This window comes from Pseudomonas hormoni (assembly GCF_018502625.1).
Taxonomy (GTDB): domain Bacteria; phylum Pseudomonadota; class Gammaproteobacteria; order Pseudomonadales; family Pseudomonadaceae; genus Aquipseudomonas; species Aquipseudomonas hormoni.
Genome location: NZ_CP075566.1, coordinates 988,219 through 1,012,129, shown reverse-complemented (window position 1 = coordinate 1,012,129; position 23,911 = coordinate 988,219). Strand labels below are relative to the sequence as shown.

Here is a 23,911-nt window from a genome sequence, read left to right as displayed (position 1 = left end):
TGACCTTAGATCATCTCTTCGCCGCCCTTCCCGCCGAGAACGATTTCTCCGGCTTCGGCCATACGGCGAGCAATGGTGAGGATTTCTTTCTGCGCAGTTTCCACGTCGCTGACGCGTACCGGGCCTTTGGCCTCGAGATCGTCGCGCAACAGTTCGGCCGCCCGTTTGGACATGTTCTTGAAGATCTTTTCCTTGACGCCTTCGTCCGAGCCCTTGAGCGCCAGCACCAGCACATCGGAGGACACTTCGCGCAGCAACGCCTGAATGCCACGGTCGTCGACATCGGACAGGTTGTTGAACACGAACATGAGGTCTTCGATCTGACCGGACAGGTCTTCGTCGACTTCGCGGATCGAGTCCATCAGCTGGCCTTCGATCGAGCTGTCGAGGAAGTTCATGATGTCGGCCGCACGCTTGATGCCACCCAGGGTGGTGCGCGAGGCATTCGAGTTGCCGGAGAACTGCTTCTCGAGAATCTGGTTGAGTTCTTTCAGGGCCGCTGGCTGCACGGTGTTCAGCGAGGAGACCCGCAGAATGATGTCCAGACGCACCTTGTGGTCGAAGTTGCCCAGCACTTCGCCGGCCTGGTCCGGGTCGAGATACGCCACGACGATCGCCTGGATCTGCGGGTGCTCGTAACGGATCACGTCGGCGACGGCGCGCGGTTCCATCCACTTCAGGCTGTCGAGGCCACTGGTGTTTCCGCCCAGCAGGATGCGGTCGATCAGACCGTTGGCCTTGTCTTCGCCCAGGGCCTGGGTGAGCATTTTGCGCACATAGTCGTCGGAGCCGACGCCCAGGCTGGTCTGGTCGCCGACGATGTCGACGAACTCGCTCATCACCTGTTCGACTTGCTCGCGGTGCACATTACCCATCTGCGCCATGGCCACACCCACACGCTGGACCTCTTTGGGCCCCATGTGGCGCAGCACTTGCGCGGCATCGGTAGACCCCAGGGACAGCAGCAAAATCGCGGCTTTGTCGACCCGGGACAGTTTGGCGGCAACGGCTCGGTTATCACTCATCTGCGTTAATCCACTCTTTCACGACCTGGGCCACACGACCCGGGTCTTCTGCCACCAGACTCTTGATTGCGTTCAACTGTGCGTCATAGCCTTCGCTCGGGCTCGGCAGCAGGATGCTGGTCGGGCCTCCGAGGCTGACGCGGTCGTTGGCCAGTTCGCCGTCCAGGCCGCCCATGCCACCAAGCTCTACGTCGCTGCCCAGGCCCAGTTGCTTGCCTTTGCCACCATTGGTGATGTTGTTGAGCACCGGACGCAGCACACCGAACACCAGTATCAGGATGAACAACACACCCAGCACTTGTTTGACGATGTCCCAGAACCATGGCTGGGAGTAGAACGGAATATCGGCAATCACTTCACCGCGCTCGGCGGAGAACGGCATGTTGATCACGCTGACACTGTCGCCACGGCTGGCGTCGAAGCCGACGGCGTCCTGTACCAGACGGGTGAAGCGCGCGAGCTCATCGGCGCTCCACGGTGCACGGGTGGTTTCACCGTTGGCTGCGTTGATCTTGACCTGATCGTCCACCACCACCGACACCGACAGGCGATTCAACCGACCCTGCTGTTGCTTGGTGTGACTGATGGAACGGTCGAGTTCAAAGTTCTTGGTGGATTGTTGACGCTTGTCCGCCGGGTACGGCGCCAGCATCGGCTGGCCGGTGGCCGGGTCCATGATTTGCTGACCGTTGGCATCCAGCAGTGGCTGGCCTGGCTGCACCATACCGGCCTGCGCGGTGGCGCCACCGGTGGTTTGCGGTGCCGAAGCTGGCGACGGTGGCTGGTTGCTCAGCGCACCCGGAACACCTTGCGGGCCATTGCTGGCGGTACGTTGTTCGTTGACCGACTGCTCGCTGCGAAGCGCCGGCTGGTCCGGATTGAACTGCTCGGAGGTAGACTCGACGGCACTGAAGTCCACGTCGGCGGAGACTTCGGCTTTATAGCGGTCGTTGCCCAGCACCGGTTGCAGGATGTTATGCACACGCTGGGTGAGCATGCTTTCCATGCGACGGCTGTAGTCGAATTGCTTGCCGGCCATGGTCAGTTCGGAGTTCTCCGCCTGATCCGAAAGCAGATTGCCCTTCTGGTCGACGACGGTGATCTGCGATTTGCTGAGTTCAGGAACGCTGGTCGCGACCAGGTTGATGATCGCCAGCACCTGACCCGGCTCCAGCGAGCGACCGGAGTACAGCTCAACCAGAACCGAAGCGCTTGGCTTGCGCTCGTCACGCACGAATACCGAACTCTTCGGAATCGCCAGGTGCACACGGGCACCCTTGACGTTGTTCAGGCTGGAAATGGTCCGGGCCAGTTCGCCTTCGAGGCCGCGACGATAACGGGTCGCTTCCATGAACTGGCTGGTGCCGAGGCCCTGGTCCTTGTCGAGGATCTCGAAACCGATGTTGCCGTCGCTGGGAGTGACACCAGCGCCCGCAAGCTTGAGTCGCGCACGGGACAGGTCATCGGCCTTGACCAGCAAGGCACCGGAATTCGGTTCAACGGTGTAGGGAATGTCAGCGGAAGCCAGGGTATCCATGACTTGCTTGGCGTCCATACCGGCAAGGCTGCCGTACAGAGGCCGGTAGTCCGGCTGCTGGGACCACAACACCACGGCGAAGCCAATCGCCACGCTCGCAGCCAGGCCGACCAACAGGCCCACCTGACGCAACATGGTCATCTCGGAGAGGTTTTCCAGGAAGGACAAGCCGAACAGCGGCGGTTTGCCGTCTATCGGAGTGGCCTTGGCCGGAACATTATCGGCGACTGCTTCTGCCATGACTCAATCTCGTCCTTAAACCGGCATCTGCATGATGTCTTGGTAAGCCTGAACCAGCTTGTTACGCACTTGGGTCAACGCCTGGAAAGACACGCTGGCCTTCTGCGAGGAAATCATCACGTCGGTCAGGTCCACGCCGCTTTTGCCGATCTCGAAGGCATTGGCCAATTGACCGGCAGCCTGCTGGGTGTCGTTCACTTTATTGACGGCCTGACCGAGCATGTCGGAAAAGCTGCTGCCATTCAGTTCAGGGACGGCGGCAGTCGATTTAGGCGCAGACATGGCATCCATTTGCATGGAACGCATATCCAGCATCAATCGATTAAATTCAATACCTTGGCTCATGGTCTACTCTCATTGGCGACCCGCAATTTTTTGACACTCACTCGGCGGGTAGTGAGGTGTTAGCAACAAGGGTGCCAGCTCCGTGGCCGCTCTGAACAAAAGCCTTCCTGGCCTTGCCAACTAATCAGGTGGCGTACAAATAAGCTTCCACATCCATTCCGGCATCGCGCATTTGCGCCAGCTTGTAGCGCAGCGTCCGCGGACTGATTCCCAGACGCTCGGCCGCTTCTTTGCGGCGCCCACGCTCGGAGCGCAGGGTGTCGATGATCATCTGGAATTCGCGGCGACGCAGATCATCGCCCAGCGCCCCCGCCGACTCGGCTTCGACCTCCACCGCTCGCACCGGCACTGGCGCCAATGCCGGCAACGGCGCACAGGCAACCGGTCCGGCGAGGCAGAAATCCTGAGGCTGGATCAAACCGCCCTGCTGCAGAATCAACGCACGCTGAATCGCGTTGTCCAGCTCTCGCACGTTTCCAGGCCATGGGTAACCGATCAGGCACGCCTGCGCCTCGGGCGACAGTCTCGCCGCGGCATGCTTCATTTTATTGACGTGTTTGGCGAGCAGGCGCTCGGCCAGCGGCAGGATATCGGCGGTGCGCTCGCGCAATGGTCGCCAGGCCAGTGGAAATACCGACAGCCGATAATAGAGGTCCTCACGAAAACGCCCCGCCGCCACTTCACCCGCCAGGTCACGGTTGGTGGTCGCGACCACGCGGATATCCAGCGTGATGGGCTTGCGCGCCCCCACTCGCTCGACTTCGCGCTCCTGCAACACGCGCAGCAACTTGGCCTGAAGACCGAGGGGCATTTCGGAAATTTCATCCAGCAGGATGGTGCCGCCGTCGGCTTGCTCGAACTTGCCGGCCTGCGCCGCGATGGCGCCGGTGAACGAGCCCTTCTCGTGGCCGAACAGCGTCGCTTCGAGCATGTTGTCGGGAATCGCCGCGCAGTTGATCGCAATGAACGGCTGACTGGCGCGATGCGAGTGCTGATGGATGTAGCGCGCCAGCACTTCTTTACCGGTCCCGGACTCGCCGGAAATCAATACCGTGGAATCGCTGCGGGCTACCCGTGCAGCCAATTCGAGCAATTGCGCACTGGCCGGCTCAAACGCTACAGGCCCTTCGCTGTCGGGAGCACCCAGACTGCCCAGCGCATGACGTGCCACCAGATCCAGCAACGCCTTGGGTTCGAACGGCTTGACCAGATAATCCACCGCACCCTGGCGCATCGCATCGACCGCGCGCTCCACGGCGCCGTGAGCCGTCATCAGCAAGACGGGTAATTGTGGCTGACGAGTCCGCAACAAGCCGAGCAGTTGATGGCCGTCCATGCCCGGCATGTTGACGTCGCTAAGCACCAGGTTGAAGGGCTCGGCACCGACCGCCTCGAGCGCCTCCTCCGCCGAACCGACAGCCTTGTAGTCGTGCCCCGCGAGCAACAGCGTATCCCCCAGTGCCTCGCGCAACGCGCGGTCATCCTCGACCAGTAAAACCTTGATTGCCATGTCCTTCACTCCGCTCCCTGAGCGCTGCGCTTCTCATCAGAAAAAAGCGGCAGAATCACCTGCGCGCAAGTGCCGCGCCCCAGCCGCGAGCGCAGCTGCAATTCTCCCTGATGAGCACGCGCCACGGCCTTGACCACGGTCAGACCGAGGCCCGTTCCAGTGGTCTTGGTGGTAAAGAAAGGCTCACCGAGACGTGCCAACACTTTCGCATCGATACCGCTGCCACTGTCGCTGACCGAGACCCGCAGGTTGTTGTCACGACTGTAGAGATGAACTTTCAAACGGACGTCGCCGGCACTCGCCTGAATGGCGTTCTCGATCAGGTTCAAAATCGCTCCGACCAGAGTGTCGCGATTGCACAGCAACTCTCCCGCGTGGCTGTCGCACTGCCAGCGAATCGGCAGGTCCTGCACGTGGGTCAATGCGGCCGATTGCAAGGACTGCATGAGCATCTTCGGCGTGACACGATCGGTCAGCGGCAGCTCGCCGCGCGCGAACACCAGCATGTCACGCACTTGATGTTCCAGCTCATGCAGACGCTCTTTCAGGCGGCCGGCGAAACGCTGCTGCGTGGCGACCGGCAACACTTGCTCGGTCAGATGACTGGCGTAGAGCAATGCCGCGGACAAGGGCGTGCGGATTTGATGGGCCAGCGACGCAACCATGCGGCCGAGTGACGACAGGCGTTCGTGGCGGGCCAGCTGATCTTGCAGATGTCGGGTTTCGGTCAGGTCGTTGAGCAGCACCAACTGGCCGGGCTCGGCATCCAGCGAGCGAGTGGCGATCGACAGGCGCCGACCGTCCTTGAGCGAGATTTCATGACCGTCGTCTTCACGCGGCGCAAAGCAACGGGCAATCACATGACGCCACAGCTCGCCTTCGAGGGGCAAACCGAGCAGTTCACAGGCAGCGGGGTTGGCTTCGCGCACGATGCCCTGGGCATCAATGACGATGACGCCACCCGGCAAGAGATCGAGGAGGTTTTGCAGACGGTTGGCCAGGCGTTCTTTTTCCGCCAACTCCTGCATGCGTTGTGCGCTGACCACCGCCAGCTCACCCTTGAGTTCGGTGACCCGGGCTTCGAGCATGCTGTAGGAGTCGGTCAACTGGCTCGACATCTGATTGAACAGCGCGAACGCCTGCTCAAGGCCAAGCCGGCTTGCCTGCTCTACGGACGACGGGCGCCCCGAAGCGTCAGGGACAGGAGACATCTGGGCGGCGTGGGGCATTGTGCTCTCTCGCGTGGCTGACCGTCAGTTAAACGGAACGTTGCGAGGGATGTAGCAATACCCGTGCCTAAAAAAAACCGCCTACAAATGAACGACTTGAAAAACAGGCGTCAATCATCCGCCTGTTCATCCCCGTCGCGACGGCTCATGCCGTACTTTCGCATCTTCTCCACCAGCGTGGTGCGGCGAATCCGCAGCCGTTCGGCCGCCCGCGCCACGATGCCATTGGCATCATCCAGCGCCTGCTGGATCAGACCTTGTTCCAGACCACCGAGGTAGTCTTTCAGGTCCAGGCCTTCCGGCGGCAGCATGGCGTTGGCGGTAAAGTCCGGCGTATGACCGTTGATGGCTACACGCTCTTCCAGATCGCTGCGCAGGCTGTCGACCAGTTGCTCGTCTTCGTCGTCGACGTAGCGGAATTTCTTCGGTAGCTCGACGACGCCGATGACCCCGTACGGGTGCATGATCGCCATGCGTTCCACCAGGTTGGCCAGCTCGCGGACGTTGCCCGGCCAGCCGTGACGGCACAGCGACATGATCGCCGCGGAGTTGAAACGGATCGAACCACGCTTCTCGTGTTCCATGCGCGAGATCAGTTCGTTCATCAGCAACGGAATGTCTTCGACGCGCTCGCGCAGCGGTGCCATCTCGATCGGGAACACGTTCAGGCGGTAGTACAAGTCTTCGCGGAAGGTGCCGATCTCGATCATGCTTTCGAGATTCTTGTGGGTCGCCGCAATGATGCGCACATCGACGCTCTGGGTCTTGTTGCTGCCCACGCGCTCGAAGGTGCGTTCCTGCAACACGCGCAGCAACTTGACCTGCATCGGCAGCGGCATGTCGCCGATTTCATCGAGAAACAGAGTGCCGCCGTTGGCCAGTTCAAAGCGCCCGGCACGACTGGTGATGGCCCCGGTGAAGGCGCCCTTCTCGTGACCGAACAGTTCGCTTTCCAGCAACTCGGCCGGGATCGCCCCGCAGTTGACCGGAACGAACGGTGCATCACGACGCTTGGAGTGATAGTGCAGGTTACGCGCGACCACTTCCTTGCCGGTGCCGGACTCGCCGAGGATCAGCACACTGGCGTCGGTGTCGGCGACTTGCTGCATCATCTGGCGGACGTGTTGAATCGCCCGGCTGGTGCCGACAAGACTGCGGAAAAGATTGGGTTCACGGTGACGACCGCGCTCGCGAGCCTGGTCATACATCTCGCGATAAACCTGGGCACGGTGCAGCGAATCGAGCAGCTTGCTGTAGCTGGGCGGCATTTCGAGGGTCGAAAGCACTCGGCGACGCTGGTCTTCCGGCAGGTCAACGGAAGAATTATCGCCCATTAACAAAACCGGAAGGAACTCATCCCAGGTAGAGAGTGTCTTTAACAAGCCCGGAAGTGCGCCAGGAGCATTGACCGTCCCGATGAGGACACAGATCACTTCACGACTTGATGACAAAGAGCCGACAGCCTGCTGCCAGTCATGGCTACCGCAGGGTAAATTTTCTTCGCCAAGAAAATTTAAAATCACCGCCAAATCGCGGCGGCGGACGCTATCGTCATCAATCAGCAGAATTTTGGTTTCACGCCACATGCAATAGCAACTTCCCTAGTCAACTCAATGCCCGAAATGAGGGGGCAAGCTAGACGCTTGCAGACACGTTATGCCTGTAGACGCCTGAAATCTGCAACCAGCCACTAGTTAAGTCAAAAAACCGTGCACAGTCAAATTTATGGCGCACCCGGTCTATATTAACTGAGGATTAATTAACCAAACAGATGGTAAACCTTTGCTGCGTTCTGTGCTTGATGGATCTGCGACATCTCATCGACTATTGCTTGTCTTTCCCCCGTCGCCGCCTCAAGAAGCTGTTTATAGACCCCCAGCAACTCCTCAAGGTTGTCGCGCAACGCGGCCTCGTCCACCGAAGCTTCACTCAAGACATCTTCCATGCAGGAACGGCAAGCCAGGTCCAATTCACCAATGGCTTCCCAGTTTCGCTCAGCCAGGGCACCGACCAGGCCTTCACGGGTTTCTTCGATTCGCTGCAAAACAAGACTCATGGTGATCTCCTTAAAACTGCGGACCCGGCGCAGCGATAGCATCCCAGCCGTCCTTGACGGTGCGAAGCAGATCGGCGACTTCGTCGAGAATCTTTGGATCGGTTTTGACGTTGGCTTCTGTCAGGCGCTTCATCATGTAGGTGTACAATTTGTCCAGCTCGCCCACGGACTCGACAGAATTCTCCAGGTCCAGACCTTCACGCAAGCCACCGATGATGCCGATGGCCTTGCCGATGAAAATCCCTTTGTTGGGGATATCCTTGCGCTCCATGGCACCCTTGGCCTGAGCGATGCGATCCAGACCGCCCTCCATGAGCATTTGCACCAAGCGATGGGGGCTGGCTTCGGAAGTCTGGGCCTGAGCGCCAATCTTCTGGTACTGCCGAAGGGCTAACATCGGGTTCATGTTGTACCTCATCCAAACTTTGTGATTCGTATAGCCAGTGTATCGACACGGCGTCAAAAAACTTTAGATTGAAACAAAAAAAGCCCGACAGGCGGAATCCGCTGCCGGGCTTTTGGCGCTTACGCGCTATCAGGCGTTTTTCTGTGCGTTCATCGCCTCGAACATCGAGGTGATGTTGTTCCCCGTTGCCTTGAGCTTGCCGACGAGGAGGTCCATGTCGTTATACTTTTTGGTCAGCACGGCTGTCAGCGTCTCGATCCGACGATCCAGCGCCTCCTGCTGGCTGGCCAGGTTGGTTTTGACCTTTGCCAGGTTGGTGGAACGCGCATCGAGGATGCCTTCGCTACCCGTGACGGTGTACGGAGTAAGCGCCGTATTCATTCGTTCCAGCAGCCCCTTGGCCGCATCACCGGTCGCCGTTGGATCTCCCAGGAACAGCTTCTGGATCTCGCCACCCAGCTTCTGCGTATCCATCGCCGTAGAGAACTTGGCGCTGTCAAAATCGAGCGCACCGGTTTTCTGGTTGGTGGTAATACCCAGCTGCGAAAGCACGGTCAGCTTGTCGCCCGCACCGGTACTGGCCAACGGCTCACGGATCGACGCCAGGATGCCCCGACCCAGCGGGTCACCGGTCAATGCCGCAGGAATGGTTGGCTTGCCATCTTTATCCAGGGACGGCTTGGTCAGCGTATTGATGCTGGTTACAACCTGGTTGTAAGCATCGACAAAGGCCTGGATCGATTTTTTCAGACCGTCACTGTTCGGCCCGACCGTCACAGTGGATGTCGCCCCGCCGCCCGCCACCAGATTCAGTGTCAGGCCGGAAATGGCGCTATCCACGGTGTTGGATTTACTGGTAATCGCCAGCCCGTCAACCGTGAAGCTGGCGTCCGCTGCGAGTTCGCCGATGGCACCGGCCGAGGTCGCCGTAGGCGTGGCGCCCATTTTCTGGCCCGTAGTAATTGTCAGGCCGGGAATACCACTGAGTGTGATATCGGAACCTGCGCCGGTAACGGTGGACCCCATCACCAAACGAGAACCGAAGGAGTCAGTGACAATGTTGGCACTGAAACCATTGGCACCTTGCTGGGTGTTGATCGCATCCCGCACCGATTGCAGGGTGGCGCCCGTGGGAATGTCGACAGGACGGGAAATGCCATTTTGAGTGATAGTAAGCGTACCACTCGGAATGGCACTGCTAGGGCCGCCGGCAAACGCGGCAGTCGCCACTTTCGACGAGGTCGCAAGGGAGTTGACCTTGACGGTATAAGTACCGTTGACCGCCGTGTTGCTGGCAACAGAAGTCAGTACTTTGGGATCGGAACTCGTGGCGGTGTAACCCAGGAACTGCGGGGTCGTGGTATTACCAAGGTTTTTGATCGCGGTCTGGAAATTCGCGAGGACACTCTTGAGGGTCCCGATACCGGAAATCTGCGAGGTATTGGTAGTCGTCTGTCGGTTGATCTGACTTTGCTTGGCCGCTTTGTCAGCATCAACCAAGGCTTTGACGATAGCAGTGGTGTCGAGGCCGGAGCCTAGACCCAGACCCGGTAGAATTGGACTTGCCATGTAGGACTCCCTTCAGTGTGTCGCCGGCCTTTTGACCATTACAACGCCCAAAAGAACATAGCAACAAAATTCGTGCCAGCTGTCAGACTTTAGCGCTGAACAACAGGCTGCTTGCATCATTCAAACTATTGGCCAGCTTCAGGACTTCTTCGTTGGGGATCTGGCGAACCACTTCACCCGAGTCGCTGGCAATCACTTTGACAATTACTTTGCCTGAAGGCTCATCGATCGAGAACTCCAGATTGCGCTTGACCGATTGAACGAACTTTTCAATTTCCTGAACGGCCATCTTCAGTTTGTCCTGCTCGGTGACTGCGTCTTTTGGTTCATCCTTGACCGTAGCCACCGTGGCAGCATCGGCTCGAGGCTTTTCCACCGGCTTGTCAGCAACAGTCGTCGCCGGCTTCGCAGCTGGATAAGACAAGTTCAGCTTCGCGCTCATATCCATGTCCATCACCTCTTAAACTAAAAAAGCGAGAGAGCGCGCGTGCGCACTCCCCCGCCAAAACTCATCCAGCTATTACTGAAGCAGTTTCAGTACAGCGGATGGCAGTTGGTTGGCCTGAGCCAGAACTGCGGTGGAAGCTTGTTGCAGAGTTTGTTGCTTGGTCAGCTGTGCAGTTTCAGCAGCGAAGTCGGTATCTTGTACGCGGCTCAGTGCAGCACTGGCGTTTTCGTTGATGTTTTGCAGGTTGGAGATGGTGGTTGCAAAACGGTTTTGAGCAGCACCGAGGTCAGCGCGAGTGGCGTTGATTTTGGCCAGGGCGTTGTCGATGGCCGAGATAGCCGAGGCAACTGCCGAGTGGTTGGCTGCGTTGGAGGTACCGGAGATGGTAGTACCGGTCATGGCCAGGGCGCTGGAGTCGAAGCTCGAAGCCAGGGTCAGGGTGATCTGGTTGTCGGAAGTAGTACCCGCACCAACCTGGAATTCCATCGCGCCAGCGGTACCGTCGATCAGTGCCTTGCCGTTCAGGTTGGTGGACTGAGCAATACGGGTCAGTTCAGCGATCGACTGTTGGTATTCTTTGTCCAGAGCGGTACGGTCAGCAGTGCCGTTGGAGTCGTTGCGCGATTGCAGAGCGATTTCACGCATACGTTGCAGAATGTTGGTCGACTCTTGCAGAGCGCCTTCAGCGGTCTGAGCGATCGAAACACCGTCGTTGGCGTTTTTGATAGCCATGGTCTGACCACGGATTTGCGAGGTCATGCGGGTAGCGATCTGCAGGCCGGCGGCGTCGTCTTTGGCGCTGTTGATTTTCAGGCCGGAAGACAGGCGAGTCATCGAAGTCGACAGAGCATCAGAAGCCTTGTTCAGGTTCTTCTGAACACCCAGCGATGTAGTGTTAGTGTTTACTGTTAAAGCCATGACGAATTCCTCGTTGGTTGGGTACTGCGGCTTCCGGCCCTGGCAACCGCCGGGTTGGCCTAGAGAACCTTCGTAATAGTTATCGTCGCGAATGCAGGTTGCTTTAGGGGATTTTGAAAAATATTTGCCATCACACTGCCACCCCTCATGAAACAAGGGCTTGGCGGCAGTTCAATACAAAAAAGTGACGTCAGGGAAGTGCCGGTAACGGGACAGCGAGGACTCGCCTGTACCGGCACAAGATCGAAAGCCTTAGCCGGCGGTTGCCGCATTCAGCAATTCGGACAGCTCATGGTCGAGATAATCAGCCAGCGCCAACCAGTCCTGCGCCTCCTGACAACCCAGCATGTCGGTGAGCAACGCCGTCCAGCGGGATTGAATCTCGACACTCGCACGCTCCATTTCGAGTTGCACATCGCTGCACACCTGAACCATCAGCAGCGCCGCTTCGACGTCTCGCCCCAGACGGAACAAACCTGAACACTGCTGCGCCTGGGCAGCCAAGGGGAGTTGAGTCATCGTGCGAGCTCCGGATGGAACGTCGTGCCGACGATCATCGCCCCTGCCCGACTGCTGTTATAGAAAGCGACCCCAGGATTCCCGGCGATGTATCGTTCCAGCTCGCACAAGTAACTGCGGAAATTGAGCTGCGTCTTGACCCGCTGACCGTGGCCGTCGAGCACCCAATGCCTGGCTGCGCCCATTTGCGGTCCAAGATCACCGTCATTCCAGCCAGCGTGGGTCTTGTTGTTCGGGAAAGCAAAGTCAGCACCAAACAGAGTGATCTGGCTGGCGCCCATTTTCACCGCGAGGTCCACAGCCGGGTGAATCACACTGCCACCAACAAAAAGTTGGGCTTTGGGAAATTGCTGGCGCAGTTCGCTGTAGATCGGACTTGCGGAATAGGCCACGTAACGCTTGCCCTGCCAGGCCCTCACGACCACTGGATCGACCATCGGCATGTAGACCAGCGTGATATCGCCGGTGCCATCGGACGGCAAATGTCGCATCGAGATGCGTTGATCAATCGTGACCACCACATCCGGCTTGATGCCCTGCTCGATCAACGGCCGGTAGGCAGTATCCACACAAATCAACAAGGGCCGCTGAGCGCGCTCGCGCACTGCACGCAGCGTGTCGAAGTGCTGTTCCAGGCTCGGCCCGGTGGCGATGACAAACACCTCCCTGCCAGAACACGTGGCAAACAGCTCGGCAGCATCGGCGTCGGCGCGAACACGCTCGATACACGCCTGCAAACGCTCGGCAATCTCGGGGTTGTCCGGATCGAATCTACGATTATTAAAGGCCAGGTGGGTTTCGCTGATCAGCCGGTCGCGGATCTTGGCGTTGTAGTCGTCCGCCAGTACCAGTTCTGAAGGCAGCGCGAAATACGGCAACTGGATTTCCGCCAGATCACCGGCGTACCACAGTTCGACTCGCGGATCGCTGAGCCACTGCTGCTGATCGAGCAGTTGCAGCACCAGGGCAAATACAGCGCCATTGAGAATATGCACGTACAACCGTTCAAGCCCGCTGCACTCCAGCAATTGCAGCTGCAAATCACCAAGCCCGGTGCCATAGACATGCACCACCGGACTGTCGATGGGCAGGCTATCAGCCTGCAGCGCGGCTTCGCGGGTGCGGTCATGGCGACTGGTCAACTGAATGCCATTGATGCTCAACGTCGAGCCAAGGCCTTCCACCCGATCAGCTTGCAAGGCTGCGCTGTCTTCAACTGACAGTCGCTGCCAGACCTTGGGCCAGCGTTGCTGAATCAACTCGCCATTGCGCTCAAAGAACTCGCTCATGGAGCCTCGCTTATCGTTTGGGCAAAAAAATAGCGCTCAAGGTTACACCTTGAACGCTTTTTTTGTGCCTGGCTTTCTTTGATTAAAGAGCCGAGGTTCAGGGACGATAGATAATCGCCGATCCCCATGACAGACCCACGCCAAAACCGCTCAACGCAACGCGTTTCCAGCTCGAGTCCAGGACGTGCTTTTCCAGCAGCAACGGAATACTCGACGACACGGTGTTGCCGGTCTCGACCATGTCCTTGATGAACTTCTCGGGTTCGCCCTCGAAACGTCGTGCCACGGCATCGACAATCGCTGCACTGCCCTGATGGATGCAAAAGGCATCGATATCGTCAGCCGTCAGTTGCGAGTCGGCCAGCAGTTCATGCAAATGTGCCGGAACCTTGAGCAACGCGAAGTTGAACACCTGGCGGCCGTTCATGAAAAACACGCCATCGGTGACCTTCAGGTGCGGCGCGCCGGAACCGTCGGTGCCAAACTTGGCCTTGCCCAACAGCCATGGCGCGTTCTCGCCCATCCAGGTCGCGGTGGCGGCATCGCCAAACAGCATGGTGGTGTTGCGGTCTTCCGGGTCGACGATCTTCGAATACGGATCGGCAGTGATCAGCAGGCCATTCTTGAGACCTGCGGCCTCCATGAAGCCTTTGATCGCGTAAATGCCGTAGACGTAACCGGAACAGCCCAGGGAAATATCGAACGCCGCCACGGTGGTCGGCAGGCCCAGTTTGTCCTGAACGATTGCAGCGGTGTGCGGCAGGCCTTCTTCGTCGCCGTTCTGAGTGACGACGATCAGCACGTCGATGTCTTCACGTTTCAAGTCGGGATTGTTGGCGAACAGCGCATTGGCTGCTTCGACACACAGGTCCGAAGTCTCCTGCCCGGCGTCTTTGCGCGGCAGGAAGGCTGAACCGATCTTGCCGAGGATGAACTCTTCATCCTTCTCGAATTTTGCACCTTGTGCGTAATTGTCCACGCCGGCTACAGGAACGTAGCTCGCAATGCTTTTTATGCCAATCATTACGGCTTCCCAATAATAAACAGCCCAATACCACCGCTCGTAATGATTCGAGGGGCGCCGACAAACAGAGAAAAACGTCGCCCCATCGAGGCGACAGCGGGAAGAATAAAAGGCTATCACTGGGCCAGAAACAGGCCAGGCGCCACCTTCCCTATTAATACAATACAGTGAAGATGCGCGTTATGACTCGCAGGTCACGCTATTTTGCCGAATCAGCGCCACAAGAGGTTATTCGACCAACGACCAGTCCAGCGGCGTTCCGCGTTTGATGGCCTGACGGGCGCGACGGCCCGGAAGGGTTTCCGCGTGTTTTGGGGCCAACCCAAGGCCCGGACGAATGGCTAGCAGATTCCCGACGGTGCAGGGCTCGCCGGCAGCGATGCCGTGAGTCACGTAGAGCGAACGGCGGTACACCAGCGATTTGCGCCAGGCGTCCGTGCGCCGTATTGCACCTGCCCCAAGTATGAGGCCCGCATCAAATGAGGGCCCTTCTACTTGATTCGTCCGCTTATGCGAGCAATTGCGCCCAGTTCACACTGCACGCTTCACCCAGGGTAAAGCCCTTGCCGGTCAGGGCCAGGTTCTGGTTGTAAGCCTCGTCGTGGGCAAAGCGCGCTTGCCACTTATCGCGCAAGGCCGCCACTGCATGCGGATCGTTCGGCAAGGTGCCCGGGTGTGCAATCTGCACCTGCGGCGTCCACACCGTCAGCAAACCGGCATCGGCGGCTTTCAGGCAGAGATCGACATCGGCGTACACCTCATCGAAATGCTCGCGATCCAGCCCACCGAGGGCATCGAAGACTTCCTTGCGAATCATCAGGCACGCACCGGAAACGGCCGAGTAATTCTGTTCGACAACCAGTCGGCGCATGTAGCCCGGTGCATCCTTTTTCTCGCCGGTGAATGGCGAAGCAATCCCACCATTGAGCCCCAGAACCAGGCCGGCACCGCTCACATTGCCCTCGCGATCCACCAGTTTGGCGCCGACCACCCCGACTTCGGGGCGCTGGGCCTGATTGAGTAAAGCCTCGATCCAGTTCGCGTTGACCACTTCGGCGTCCGCCGCCAGCAGCACCAGGTATTCACCTTGAGCCTGCTCGACGGCCAGGTTGATCAGCGCCGAAGTGCTCAGTCGCTGCGCAGCCTTGACCAGACGAATCCGGCCTCGCCCGTTTTGCTCCAGGCTGTCGAGCCAGGCGAGAAGCTCGGCGGACTGGCTGTGGTTATCGGCAATGACGATTTCGTTGTTTTGATAGCGCGTGCGCTGCAAGACGCTGACCAGGCCGCGCTGCAAGTGCTCGAGATTGTCCTGGCTGTGGATGACGATCGACACCTTCGGGCGACCGACATGACGGTAGTCGATACGGTAACCACCCGACGCCTCGCCGCTGACCTGCGCTTGATAACCGCGGGTCGCCAGATGACGAACCAGCGTCTGACGTTCGTGTTCGTTGGGCGCCAGCTCGGGTGCTGCGGTGATCAGCAATGGCTCTGCCAAATGGGCAAGACCGGCCAGCCCACCGGCTTCGATCAGACGCAGCAGCAGGTCAAACTCGAGCGCCGAAGTGAACTCGCGGGCAAAACCACCGACCTCCACCAACGCTTCGCGACGGATCAGCCAGTGCCGCGCGATAAGGGCCGGCATGCTCTGCAACAGGTCGAGGTTGAAGGCTGGCCGGAAGACATCGACCAGCGTGCCATTGGCCTTGCGATGAATCTCGTCCATCGCCACCGCACGGCAACCTTCGGCGTTCTGCAATTCGATACTGGCACGCAAGAAACCTGCAGCGGTGAACTCGTCGCCCGCTTCGGCCAGCAACAGCCAGTCCGAGGTCGACTGGCGAGCAATCTGGTTCAGCCTGTCGACGTAATTGGCCGGGGTGACCTTGACGAAATGCAACGTGTTTTGTGCCGTGGTGACCGCCGGCAAGTCACCCGTGGTGAAGACCACCACTTTGAATGCCCGGAACGCACTCTCCATGAGGCTATCCAGGGTGACCTGGAGCTTGTCCATGTCAGCGTCCAGATCAAGCAGCAGAATGCCGAACTGAGGACCACCTTCGTTGGCAGCCAGGTGCTGGTTGATTTTTCTCACCGCGGTGTCGTTCGGTTGACGGGCCTGCAACCAGTTCCGCACACGCCCTGACGGCATCGTGTCGAGCAACTGGCGACTGTCAAAAGTGGGCAAGCTGTCCAGACGCTGAATCCAGTCGGTCAACACTTGGGCATCGGCGGCTTCATCCATATCCAGCAGTTGCTGCACCAGTTTTTGCACCACCCGACGGTTGAAGGCCCCCATCTGAACGGCTTCAAGCAAACGGTTCTGTATCGTCTCCGGGGTGTCATTGGAGTAGGTGCGCTGCAAGGTTTCCTGCTTGAGCAACGCGCCTTCCATTTCTTCAAGCTGCAAGCGCCCGGCCGGCATCGCATGAAGCAGAAACTCGCACTGCATCAGTTGCTCGAAGAAGGTGCTGTTATAGAACGGCATTTCAACGTATTGATCAGCACCGAAGACGCGCTTCGGTCCCACTGTCGGATCCTTCCAGTAAGACTCGAAAATCGGCTCGATGGTCAGTGCGTTGCGGGTCGTCAAACTCTCGGCCAAAGCGGCGAAGCTTTGCAGGGCGACTTGCGCGGTCTGTTGCTCATCGAGGCCGCTGACGCCGGTCGGCAGCGATGCCAGAAAACCGGCAAAGCGCTCGCGCTCGGCGACAGATCGGGCGTCCTTGAAACTCAAGGTCGTCATGATTTCGGTGTTGTGATCCGAGGAGCCATAATTGACCTCGCGCACCACGTAGGGCGTCGGGAGTATCCGCGCCTTGGCCCGTGCCAGCATGTAGTAGACATGGCCGATTTCCTGCCACTGGAAGCTCGTGCCTTCCGGCATCGCGTCATACCAGTCACGCAGCAACGAGGTCCGCTGGACCGCATAGAACGGCGGAATGTACTGGCTCATGTAATCGATGACACGATCCTGACCGCGCTCGGCGTTGTAGTCCTCGTGCACTTTCTTGTCACGACGGTAGTACTGCACGTAGGTGGCGTGGGTCAGGTACATCAGGCAATAGCCATGGCACATGCCGTAGTCGGGATTGGCTTCGAGGAAGTTCACCGACTCGGTGAGGGCACCGTGCAACAGGAAATCATCGTCGGAAGCGAAGACCATGTACGGCGTGGTGACCTGTTCGACGCCGTACACCAGTTTGGCCTGAATACCCCAGTAGCCAAACTGCGGCAAATGCCGATAGTCGATGGTGTCCGCGACCGCCGCCGCGCCATCCAGAGCGATGGCCGATGAATCGAGCACCAGAATCTTGCAAGGCAGCGTTCTGTAGAACTGCAATGCCCTGCGCAAGAACGCCGGGCGATTGTGAGTAATCAGCACCACAGTGAACAGCTCACTCAGGGACCGCGTGTTTTCCGAACCGTAATTGCCTTGCATACCCTTCCCCACCACAGACCGATTGCCCGTTGAACGCTTGAATAAAGTTGTCGCTTAACGCACTCGGCGCAGGTAGCCATCTGGCGCGACAGTGATCAGCAGCTTGCTGTGAATCGCCTGGTCGATTTCGAAATCGCGGTTTTCTTCGAGGTAGGCCCAGACTGCGGTTTTCGGGTTGTCGCCCTTGCCCCATGGACGATCCGGGAACGCATCTTCCGGCATGTCTTCGACCACGGTGTCCATGACCACGCAATAGCTGCCCACCGAGACCATCGGTGCATACAGGCGCAGCTCTTCGAGGACATGCTCGTGAGTGTGGTTGGAGTCCAGGACCACCAGCACTTTCTTGCCCTGGATGCGCTCGCGTACCTGGTCGACGATGGCGGTGTCGATGCTCGAGCCCTGAATCATCTGGATGCGTTTGCTCATCGGGTGAGTTTCGATCGCTTCGCGGTTGTGCGGGCGAATGTCGATGTCGACGCCCAGCACTTCACCATGGCCCATCAGTTCCAGGATCGACGCATAAAACACCAGCGAACCGCCGTGGGCGATACCGGTTTCAACGATCACGTCCGGACGCAGGTTCCAGATGATTTCCTGCATGGCGACCATGTCCTGAGGAAACTGAATGATCGGCCGGCCCATCCAGCTGAAGTTATAGGTGTACTTGTGTTTGGCCGTGGTGCTGACCCAGCCCAGCGACTCGGCTTGCAGCGCTTTGTCCTGCTTCAGGCCTTCGATGTTGTCTTTGACTTCTTCGCGAAACTGCTCATGGGGATTCATTGAAACGCTCCAGAAAAATGGGGAAACGGGTTACTTGAAAACCCTACCGTCGGGGTAAGGCACCGCGTTGGTCTTGATGATCCTGGCGGGGTTGCCCGCCACGACTGAAAAGTCCGGAATATCCTTGGTCACCACAGCACCGGCACCGATGGTGACCCAGCGGCCGATGCGCAAGCGCGGAAGAATGGTGGCGTTGGTGCCGATAAACGTGCCATCGCCGATTTCCACGCAACCGGCGATACACACGCCTGGCGCCAGGAACACCGAGTGGCCGATTTGCCCTTCATGCCCCACCACGCTGCCGGCGCTGATGCTGGTGTTGTCACCCAGCGTCACTTCGGCCTGCATGATCACGCCTTCCTGCAGGTAACTGCCCTGCCCCATGCGGATCATGGTCAGGTCGATGCCGGGATGGATGAACTGGCCCAGGGTGGCACCGGCTTCGACCAACTCGCGGGTGGTCTCGTAGCGCAGTCGGGTGCTGCCGGTGATCAGGTTGACGAAACGTGCGTCCGGCCCTTTGAGTTCACTGACCAGCGCCGAACCGCCAATGACCGGCACACCAAAAAACGGTGAGCCGTGTTTGTTCGGGTCATTGTCCAGAAACGCGAACTCGACGTTCGGCGTGCTGCGTTTCACCGCGTGCAACATGCGCACCGCTTCCGGGTTGGCCGCACCCAACAAGTACACCTTCACAGCGATTGCCTTTGGGCGAGCAAGCCGCGCACAACATCCACCACTCGAGCCTGATCGGCGTCGGTCATGTCGTGATAACTCGGCAGGTTGAACGCGCGCTCCGGCAAGGCAAACGCCACCGGTGTCTCGACAACGTGCTCGCTGAACATGGGCAACGACGACAGCGGCCAGAAGAACACCCGGGCGTCGATATCGGCGGCCTGGAAAGCGGCGATCATTTCGTCGCGATGAATCCCGGTCTCGGCATCGAACACCACGGTCGGCATCCAGTAACCGTTACGGGCGTGTGCAGGTTCGGGGTTCAGCGAAACACCCGGCAGCGAGGCCAGGGCACGGGCGTAATTGGCGAAAATCGTCCGCTTGCGTTCGATCAGCTCCTCGATTCGCTCGACCTGGGCGCAGCCGACGGCGGCCTGCAGGTTGCTCATCTTGTATTTGAAGCCGATGAACTCGGGCCAGAATTGTTTGGTACTGCCCGCTACGCGACCATGGTTGGACAAGGTCAGGACACGCTCGTACAAGGCTTTGTCCGAGGTGACGAATATCCCGCCCTCCCCGGTGGTCATGGTTTTGGTGCCATGAAAGGAAAACGCACCGAACGCCCCCATCGAGCCAGCCGCCTTGCCACGCCACTGCGAGCCGATGGCTTCGGCGGCATCTTCGATGACCGGGATCCCGTGTTCGCGACCGATCGCCAGCAATGCATCCATGTCGCACAGGTTGCCGTAAAGATGAACCGCGAGAATGGCTTTGGTCTTCGGGGTGATTGCTTGCCTGACGAGCTGCGGATCCAGGCACCAGCTATCCGCCAGAACATCGACAAACACCGGTGTAGCGCCCAGATAGGTAATCGGTGCGGCCGAAGCGACCCAGTTGGTGTTGCCCAGGATCACTTCGTCACCCGCGCCAATGCCCAGCGCCGCCATGCCCATGTGCAGCGCGCCGGTGCAGCTGGAGGTCGCGATGGCATAGGTCGCCCCGAGGTGCTCGGCAAACCCGTGCTCGAAACGCGTCAGGTATTCGTAGCAACGCGCACCCCAACCGTTCTGAACGGCATCCAGGGCATACCGGGCTTCCAGTTCGCCAATACTCGGTTTGGTGTAATGAATTCTGCTCATTGAATACTCAACTCCGGAACGGCGACGACAAACTGTGCGCCCCACGCTTTGACCGAGGCGAATTGCTGGGTGATTTCAGGCAACAGGTTCCAGGGCAGAACCAGAATGTAGTCAGGTCGTTCGAGGGCGATACACTCGGGCGACACCACCGGAATCCGGCTGCCAGGCAAGAACTTGCCCTGTTTGTGAGGATTGGCGTCGGCCACCCAGGCCAACAGATCGGGTTTGACTCCGGCATAGTTGAGCAACGTGTTGCCCTTCGCTGCGGCGCCGTAACCGACCACACGCTTGCCATCGGCTTTGGCCTGCAACAGAAAGCGCAGCAGGTCGTGCTTGATGCCCTCGGCGGCCGGCGCCAGGGTGGCGTAGTACTCAGGGGTTTTTACGCCGGCGGCGAGTTCGGCCTGCAATTGTTGTGCGACTGCTGGCTGCACTTCGCGACGAAGCCCGTCGACACGTTGCACGAACACCCGCAACGAACCGCCATGGGTCGACAGCTGACTGACGTCGAACACTTCCAGGCCATTGCGTTCGCACAACGTCTGCACGGCGGTCAGGGACAGGTAGGAGTAATGCTCGTGATACAGCGTGTCGAATTGCTGCCCGGCCATCAGCGTCAGCAATTGCGGAAACTCGAAGGTTGCCACGCCGGTGGGCTTGAGCAGGGTTGCGAAACCACCGAGGAAATCATTGATGTCCGGCACGTGGGCCAACACGTTGTTGGCGGCCATCAGGTCTGCCGACCAGCCCTCGCTGACCAATTGCGAAGCGGTGTGACGACCGAAGAATAACTCGCGGATTTCCAGGCCTTTTTCCCGCGCCGCTTGCGCAGTGCTGCGGGTCGGCTCAACGCCCAGACAAGGAATGCCGCGCCCGGCGACGTACTGCAACAGGTAACCGTCATTGGCAGCAATTTCCACCACACGGCTGTCTGCGGTCAGGTCGAAGCGCTCAACCATCTCGGCGACGTAGCGATCGGCATGGGCCAGCCAGGTGCTGGAGAACGAACTGAAATAAGCGTACTCCGCGTCGAACAGGCTGTCGGCACTGGTGTAATCCTCGGTTTGCACCAACCAGCACTGCTGACACACCGCGACTTTCAGTGGCACCCACTGCTCGGCCTGTTCCAGCTGGTCGGCACGGACGTAGGCATTCGACGGCGGCGACGTGCCCAGGTCAATCAGCGGCAGGGTTAGCGGCGTCGCGCAACCACGACAGTTCATAGACGCACTCCAGCGAAATATTGATCGAGCAAGGGATGGCTGGCGTCCCTGGCCGACAGATTATTGACAGGCAACGGCCAGGCAATCGCCAGCCGTGGATCGTTCACCGACAAGCCGCCTTCGTGCTCAGGCGCGTAGTCGGCGCTGTGCAGGTAAAGCAATTCGGCGTCGTCGGTCAGGGTCTGGAAGCCGTGGGCGAACCCGGCCGGAATCAGCAGGCTGCGACCGTCGCCGGCCCGAAGGTGTTCGGCGTGCCAGTGCAGGAACGTCTCGGAGTCGGGGCGCAGGTCCACCGCCACATCCCAGACTTCACCGCGCAGGCAGGTGATCAATTTGGCTTCCGGCACGTTGGCGTTCTGATAATGCAGACCCCGTACGCTGCCTCGCTCGCGGGTGCAGGAGTGATTGATCTGGCGGATATGAAACGGCTGGCCGAAGGCACTCAGGCTGCCTTCGCAGAACAGTCGGGCGAAGTGCCCGCGATCGTCTTCGAAGCGCTTGTGCTGCACGCTGAACAAGCCGTTCAGCGGCAGCGCTTTCAACAGGAATTCGCTCACAGCGCGCCTCGGTACAGGTTCAACTGGCCCAACGTGACTGCACGCATGTCGTCGCCGTTTTGCCAGGCCAGGTGCCAATCGAGGGTCTGGGTCAGGCACTGCTGCAACGACCAGCGCGGTTGCCAGGCCAACAGTTGACGGGCGCGACTGCTGTCCAGGCGCAACAGCCCTGCTTCGTGCAACTCACTCGGTTCGATACGCAATCCACGCGATTGTGGCCAGCGACCGGCGAGCAGTTCGACCACTTCGCCGACGCTGCACATGTCCGCTTCGCTCGGGCCGAAGTTCCACGCGCCGGCAAACTCGGCCCCCTGTTCATAGAGACCGGCGGCAAGTTGCAGATAACCTGCCAAAGGTTCAAGCGCGTGCTGCCATGGGCGTACGGCCTGCGGGTAGCGCAAGGTCACCGGCTCGTCCGCCGACCAGGCCTTGAGCACGTCAGGGATCAGGCGCTCAGGCGCGAAGTCGCCACCGCCCAGCACGTTGCCCGCGCGCGCCGTGGCCAGGGCCAGGCCATGCTCGGCATAACGCTCGGCGGGGAAGAACGAAGCGGCGTAGGACTGCGCCAACAGTTCGCAGCAAGCCTTGCTGCTGCTGTAAGGATCGTGGCCGCCGAGGGCTTCGTTTTCGCGGTACGGCCATAGCCATTCCTGGTTGGCGTAAACCTTGTCGGTGGTGACCAGCACGCAGGCGCGAACGCCGCCGACCTGGCGGATGGCTTCGAGCAGATTAAGGGTGCCCATGACGTTGCTGGAGTATGTCCCCAGCGGATCGCGATAGCCTTCGCGCACCAACGGTTGAGCGGCCAGGTGCAGGACGATTTCCGGTCGGGTTTCGGCAATCAATTCCAGCAACGCGCCCAGGTCGCGCAGGTCGCCGCGCTGATCATTGATACCCTCGTGAACACGCGCCAGTTCGAACAGGCTCGGCTCGGTCGAAGGATCAAGGGAAAATCCGCTGACCTCGGCACCCAGGCTTTGCAGCCACAGGGTCAGCCAACTGCCTTTGAAACCGGTGTGACCGGTGACCAGAACCCGCTTGCCGCGCCAGAACTCGGGGCTCAATCCCATTGCTTCCATGGGGCCTCCCCGCTCTGCCACAACGCTTCGAGGTGATTCTTGTCTCGCAAGGTGTCCATCGGCTGCCAGAAACCGTCGTGCTGGTACGCCATGAGTTCACCGCGCTCGGCCAGGCCGTCCAGTGGACCGGACTCCCACGAAGTCTCGTCGCCTTCGATCAACGGCAACACCTTGGGCGACAGGACAAAGAAGCCGCCATTGATCCAGCCGCCATCGCCACGGGGCTTTTCGGTGAAACCAAGGACGCTGTCACCGTCGCGATTCAGCGCACCGTACCGGCCGGGTGGCTGCACCGCCGTGACGGTGGCGAGCTTGCCGTGGGTCAGGTGGAAATCCACCAGTGCACCGATATTCAGATCGGACACGCCGTCGCCATAGGTGAAACAGAACGCGTCTTCGTTTTCCAGGTAACGGCTGGCACGACGCAAACGGCCGCCGGTCATGGTGTCTTCACCGGTATCGATGAGCGTGACACGCCATGGCTCGCTGTAGTTCTGGTGAACGTCCATGCGGTTGTTGCACATGTCAAAGGTGACGTCGGAGGTATGCAGGAAGTAGTTGGCGAAGAAGTCCTTGATCGCGTAGCCCTTGTAGCCCAGGCAAATCACGAAATCATGAATTCCGTGAGCGGAGTACTGCTTCATGATGTGCCAGAGAATTGGCTTGCCGCCGATTTCAATCATCGGCTTGGGTTTGAGGTGCGACTCCTCACTGATGCGCGTGCCCAGGCCACCCGCCAAAATAACTGCCTTCATCGTCTCCCCTCTTGTTCGTCACAGGGCTCAGCCAAGCTGTATCAAGCTTTTGCAGGCCTTCTGGATAAAACCTTCAATGCCGTTCAGGGCGCTTCTGGATTCACCGGAAGTGCTCGTTTTATGGCGATATCGGGGGGGCTTGC

Annotated in this window: 22 protein-coding genes and 1 pseudogene; all 23 read right to left on the bottom strand. The window is 59.3% G+C overall.

Features of this window, described 5'->3' with window-relative positions:
- Positions 1-5: 5 nt before the first annotated feature.
- The 23 genes and pseudogenes from fliG to rfbF all read right to left on the bottom strand — a co-directional run bounded on the left by fliG (position 6) and on the right by rfbF (position 23,768).
- The gene (gene fliG / locus KJF94_RS04650) at positions 6-1,025 is read right to left on the bottom strand and encodes a flagellar motor switch protein FliG (RefSeq protein ID WP_008006649.1); all 1,020 of its coding nucleotides are present in this window, start codon (positions 1,023-1,025) and stop codon (positions 6-8) included.
- Positions 1,018-2,802, bottom strand: a complete 1,785-nt coding sequence (gene fliF / locus KJF94_RS04645; RefSeq protein WP_017337180.1) for a flagellar basal-body MS-ring/collar protein FliF — start codon at positions 2,800-2,802, stop codon at positions 1,018-1,020. Before fliF ends, fliG begins: the two co-directional genes overlap by 8 nt.
- A 15-nt stretch (positions 2,803-2,817) precedes the next feature.
- Positions 2,818-3,147, bottom strand: coding sequence for a flagellar hook-basal body complex protein FliE (gene fliE, locus KJF94_RS04640; protein WP_214381514.1), 330 nt, complete (start codon positions 3,145-3,147; stop codon positions 2,818-2,820).
- 124 nt (positions 3,148-3,271) lie between these two features.
- The gene (locus KJF94_RS04635; RefSeq protein WP_214381512.1) at positions 3,272-4,657 is read right to left on the bottom strand and encodes a sigma-54-dependent transcriptional regulator; all 1,386 of its coding nucleotides are present in this window, start codon (positions 4,655-4,657) and stop codon (positions 3,272-3,274) included.
- 5 nt (positions 4,658-4,662) lie between these two features.
- A complete protein-coding gene (locus tag KJF94_RS04630; RefSeq protein WP_375379861.1) occupies positions 4,663-5,886 on the bottom strand; it encodes a sensor histidine kinase in 1,224 nt (407 codons plus the stop codon).
- Positions 5,887-5,996: 110 nt separating this feature from the next.
- The gene (locus KJF94_RS04625; RefSeq protein WP_008044600.1) at positions 5,997-7,472 is read right to left on the bottom strand and encodes a sigma-54 dependent transcriptional regulator; all 1,476 of its coding nucleotides are present in this window, start codon (positions 7,470-7,472) and stop codon (positions 5,997-5,999) included.
- Between the two features lie 173 nt (positions 7,473-7,645).
- Positions 7,646-7,942: a flagellar protein FliT gene (gene fliT / locus KJF94_RS04620; protein WP_017337176.1), complete on the bottom strand. Its 297-nt coding sequence runs from the start codon at positions 7,940-7,942 to the stop codon at positions 7,646-7,648.
- A gap of 10 nt (positions 7,943-7,952) precedes the next feature.
- Positions 7,953-8,348: a flagellar export chaperone FliS gene (gene fliS, locus KJF94_RS04615; RefSeq protein ID WP_008035229.1), complete on the bottom strand. Its 396-nt coding sequence runs from the start codon at positions 8,346-8,348 to the stop codon at positions 7,953-7,955.
- 129 nt (positions 8,349-8,477) lie between these two features.
- A complete protein-coding gene (gene fliD / locus KJF94_RS04610) occupies positions 8,478-9,917 on the bottom strand; it encodes a flagellar filament capping protein FliD (protein WP_214381510.1) in 1,440 nt (479 codons plus the stop codon).
- 82 nt (positions 9,918-9,999) lie between these two features.
- Complete coding sequence (locus tag KJF94_RS04605; RefSeq protein ID WP_214381508.1) at positions 10,000-10,365, bottom strand: flagellar protein FlaG; 366 nt, start codon at positions 10,363-10,365, stop codon at positions 10,000-10,002.
- A gap of 72 nt (positions 10,366-10,437) precedes the next feature.
- On the bottom strand, positions 10,438-11,283 hold the full coding sequence (locus KJF94_RS04600) for a flagellin domain-containing protein (RefSeq protein WP_214381506.1): 846 nt from the start codon (positions 11,281-11,283) through the stop codon (positions 10,438-10,440).
- Positions 11,284-11,535: 252 nt separating this feature from the next.
- Entirely contained in the window at positions 11,536-11,802 is a 267-nt protein-coding gene (locus tag KJF94_RS04595) for a hypothetical protein (RefSeq protein ID WP_214381504.1), read from the bottom strand.
- Positions 11,799-13,091 carry a motility associated factor glycosyltransferase family protein gene (locus KJF94_RS04590; RefSeq protein WP_214381502.1) on the bottom strand — a complete coding sequence of 431 codons (1,293 nt, stop codon included), beginning with the start codon at positions 13,089-13,091 and terminating at the stop codon, positions 11,799-11,801. The genes KJF94_RS04595 and KJF94_RS04590 overlap by 4 nt, the downstream gene beginning before the upstream one ends.
- A gap of 97 nt (positions 13,092-13,188) precedes the next feature.
- On the bottom strand, positions 13,189-14,115 hold the full coding sequence (locus KJF94_RS04585) for a ketoacyl-ACP synthase III (protein WP_145315128.1): 927 nt from the start codon (positions 14,113-14,115) through the stop codon (positions 13,189-13,191).
- 228 nt (positions 14,116-14,343) lie between these two features.
- Positions 14,344-14,576, bottom strand: a pseudogene (locus KJF94_RS04580) (SAF domain-containing protein); the annotation flags it as partial.
- 47 nt (positions 14,577-14,623) lie between these two features.
- Positions 14,624-17,557: a TIGR00180 family glycosyltransferase gene (locus tag KJF94_RS04575; protein ID WP_214381500.1), complete on the bottom strand. Its 2,934-nt coding sequence runs from the start codon at positions 17,555-17,557 to the stop codon at positions 14,624-14,626.
- 54 nt (positions 17,558-17,611) lie between these two features.
- Entirely contained in the window at positions 17,612-18,340 is a 729-nt protein-coding gene (locus tag KJF94_RS04570; RefSeq protein ID WP_214381498.1) for a cephalosporin hydroxylase family protein, read from the bottom strand.
- A gap of 30 nt (positions 18,341-18,370) precedes the next feature.
- Positions 18,371-19,036: an acetyltransferase gene (locus tag KJF94_RS04565; RefSeq protein WP_214381496.1), complete on the bottom strand. Its 666-nt coding sequence runs from the start codon at positions 19,034-19,036 to the stop codon at positions 18,371-18,373.
- On the bottom strand, positions 19,033-20,154 hold the full coding sequence (locus KJF94_RS04560) for a DegT/DnrJ/EryC1/StrS family aminotransferase (protein ID WP_214381494.1): 1,122 nt from the start codon (positions 20,152-20,154) through the stop codon (positions 19,033-19,035). The genes KJF94_RS04565 and KJF94_RS04560 overlap by 4 nt, the downstream gene beginning before the upstream one ends.
- Positions 20,151-21,377, bottom strand: coding sequence for a class I SAM-dependent methyltransferase (locus KJF94_RS04555; protein ID WP_214381492.1), 1,227 nt, complete (start codon positions 21,375-21,377; stop codon positions 20,151-20,153). Before KJF94_RS04555 ends, KJF94_RS04560 begins: the two co-directional genes overlap by 4 nt.
- On the bottom strand, positions 21,374-21,934 hold the full coding sequence (locus KJF94_RS04550; protein WP_214381490.1) for a dTDP-4-dehydrorhamnose 3,5-epimerase family protein: 561 nt from the start codon (positions 21,932-21,934) through the stop codon (positions 21,374-21,376). The genes KJF94_RS04555 and KJF94_RS04550 overlap by 4 nt, the downstream gene beginning before the upstream one ends.
- Positions 21,931-23,013, bottom strand: a complete 1,083-nt coding sequence (gene rfbG / locus KJF94_RS04545) for a CDP-glucose 4,6-dehydratase (protein ID WP_214381488.1) — start codon at positions 23,011-23,013, stop codon at positions 21,931-21,933. The genes KJF94_RS04550 and rfbG overlap by 4 nt, the downstream gene beginning before the upstream one ends.
- Positions 22,995-23,768 carry a glucose-1-phosphate cytidylyltransferase gene (gene rfbF / locus KJF94_RS04540; RefSeq protein ID WP_214381486.1) on the bottom strand — a complete coding sequence of 258 codons (774 nt, stop codon included), beginning with the start codon at positions 23,766-23,768 and terminating at the stop codon, positions 22,995-22,997. The genes rfbG and rfbF overlap by 19 nt, the downstream gene beginning before the upstream one ends.
- Positions 23,769-23,911 lie beyond the last annotated feature (143 nt).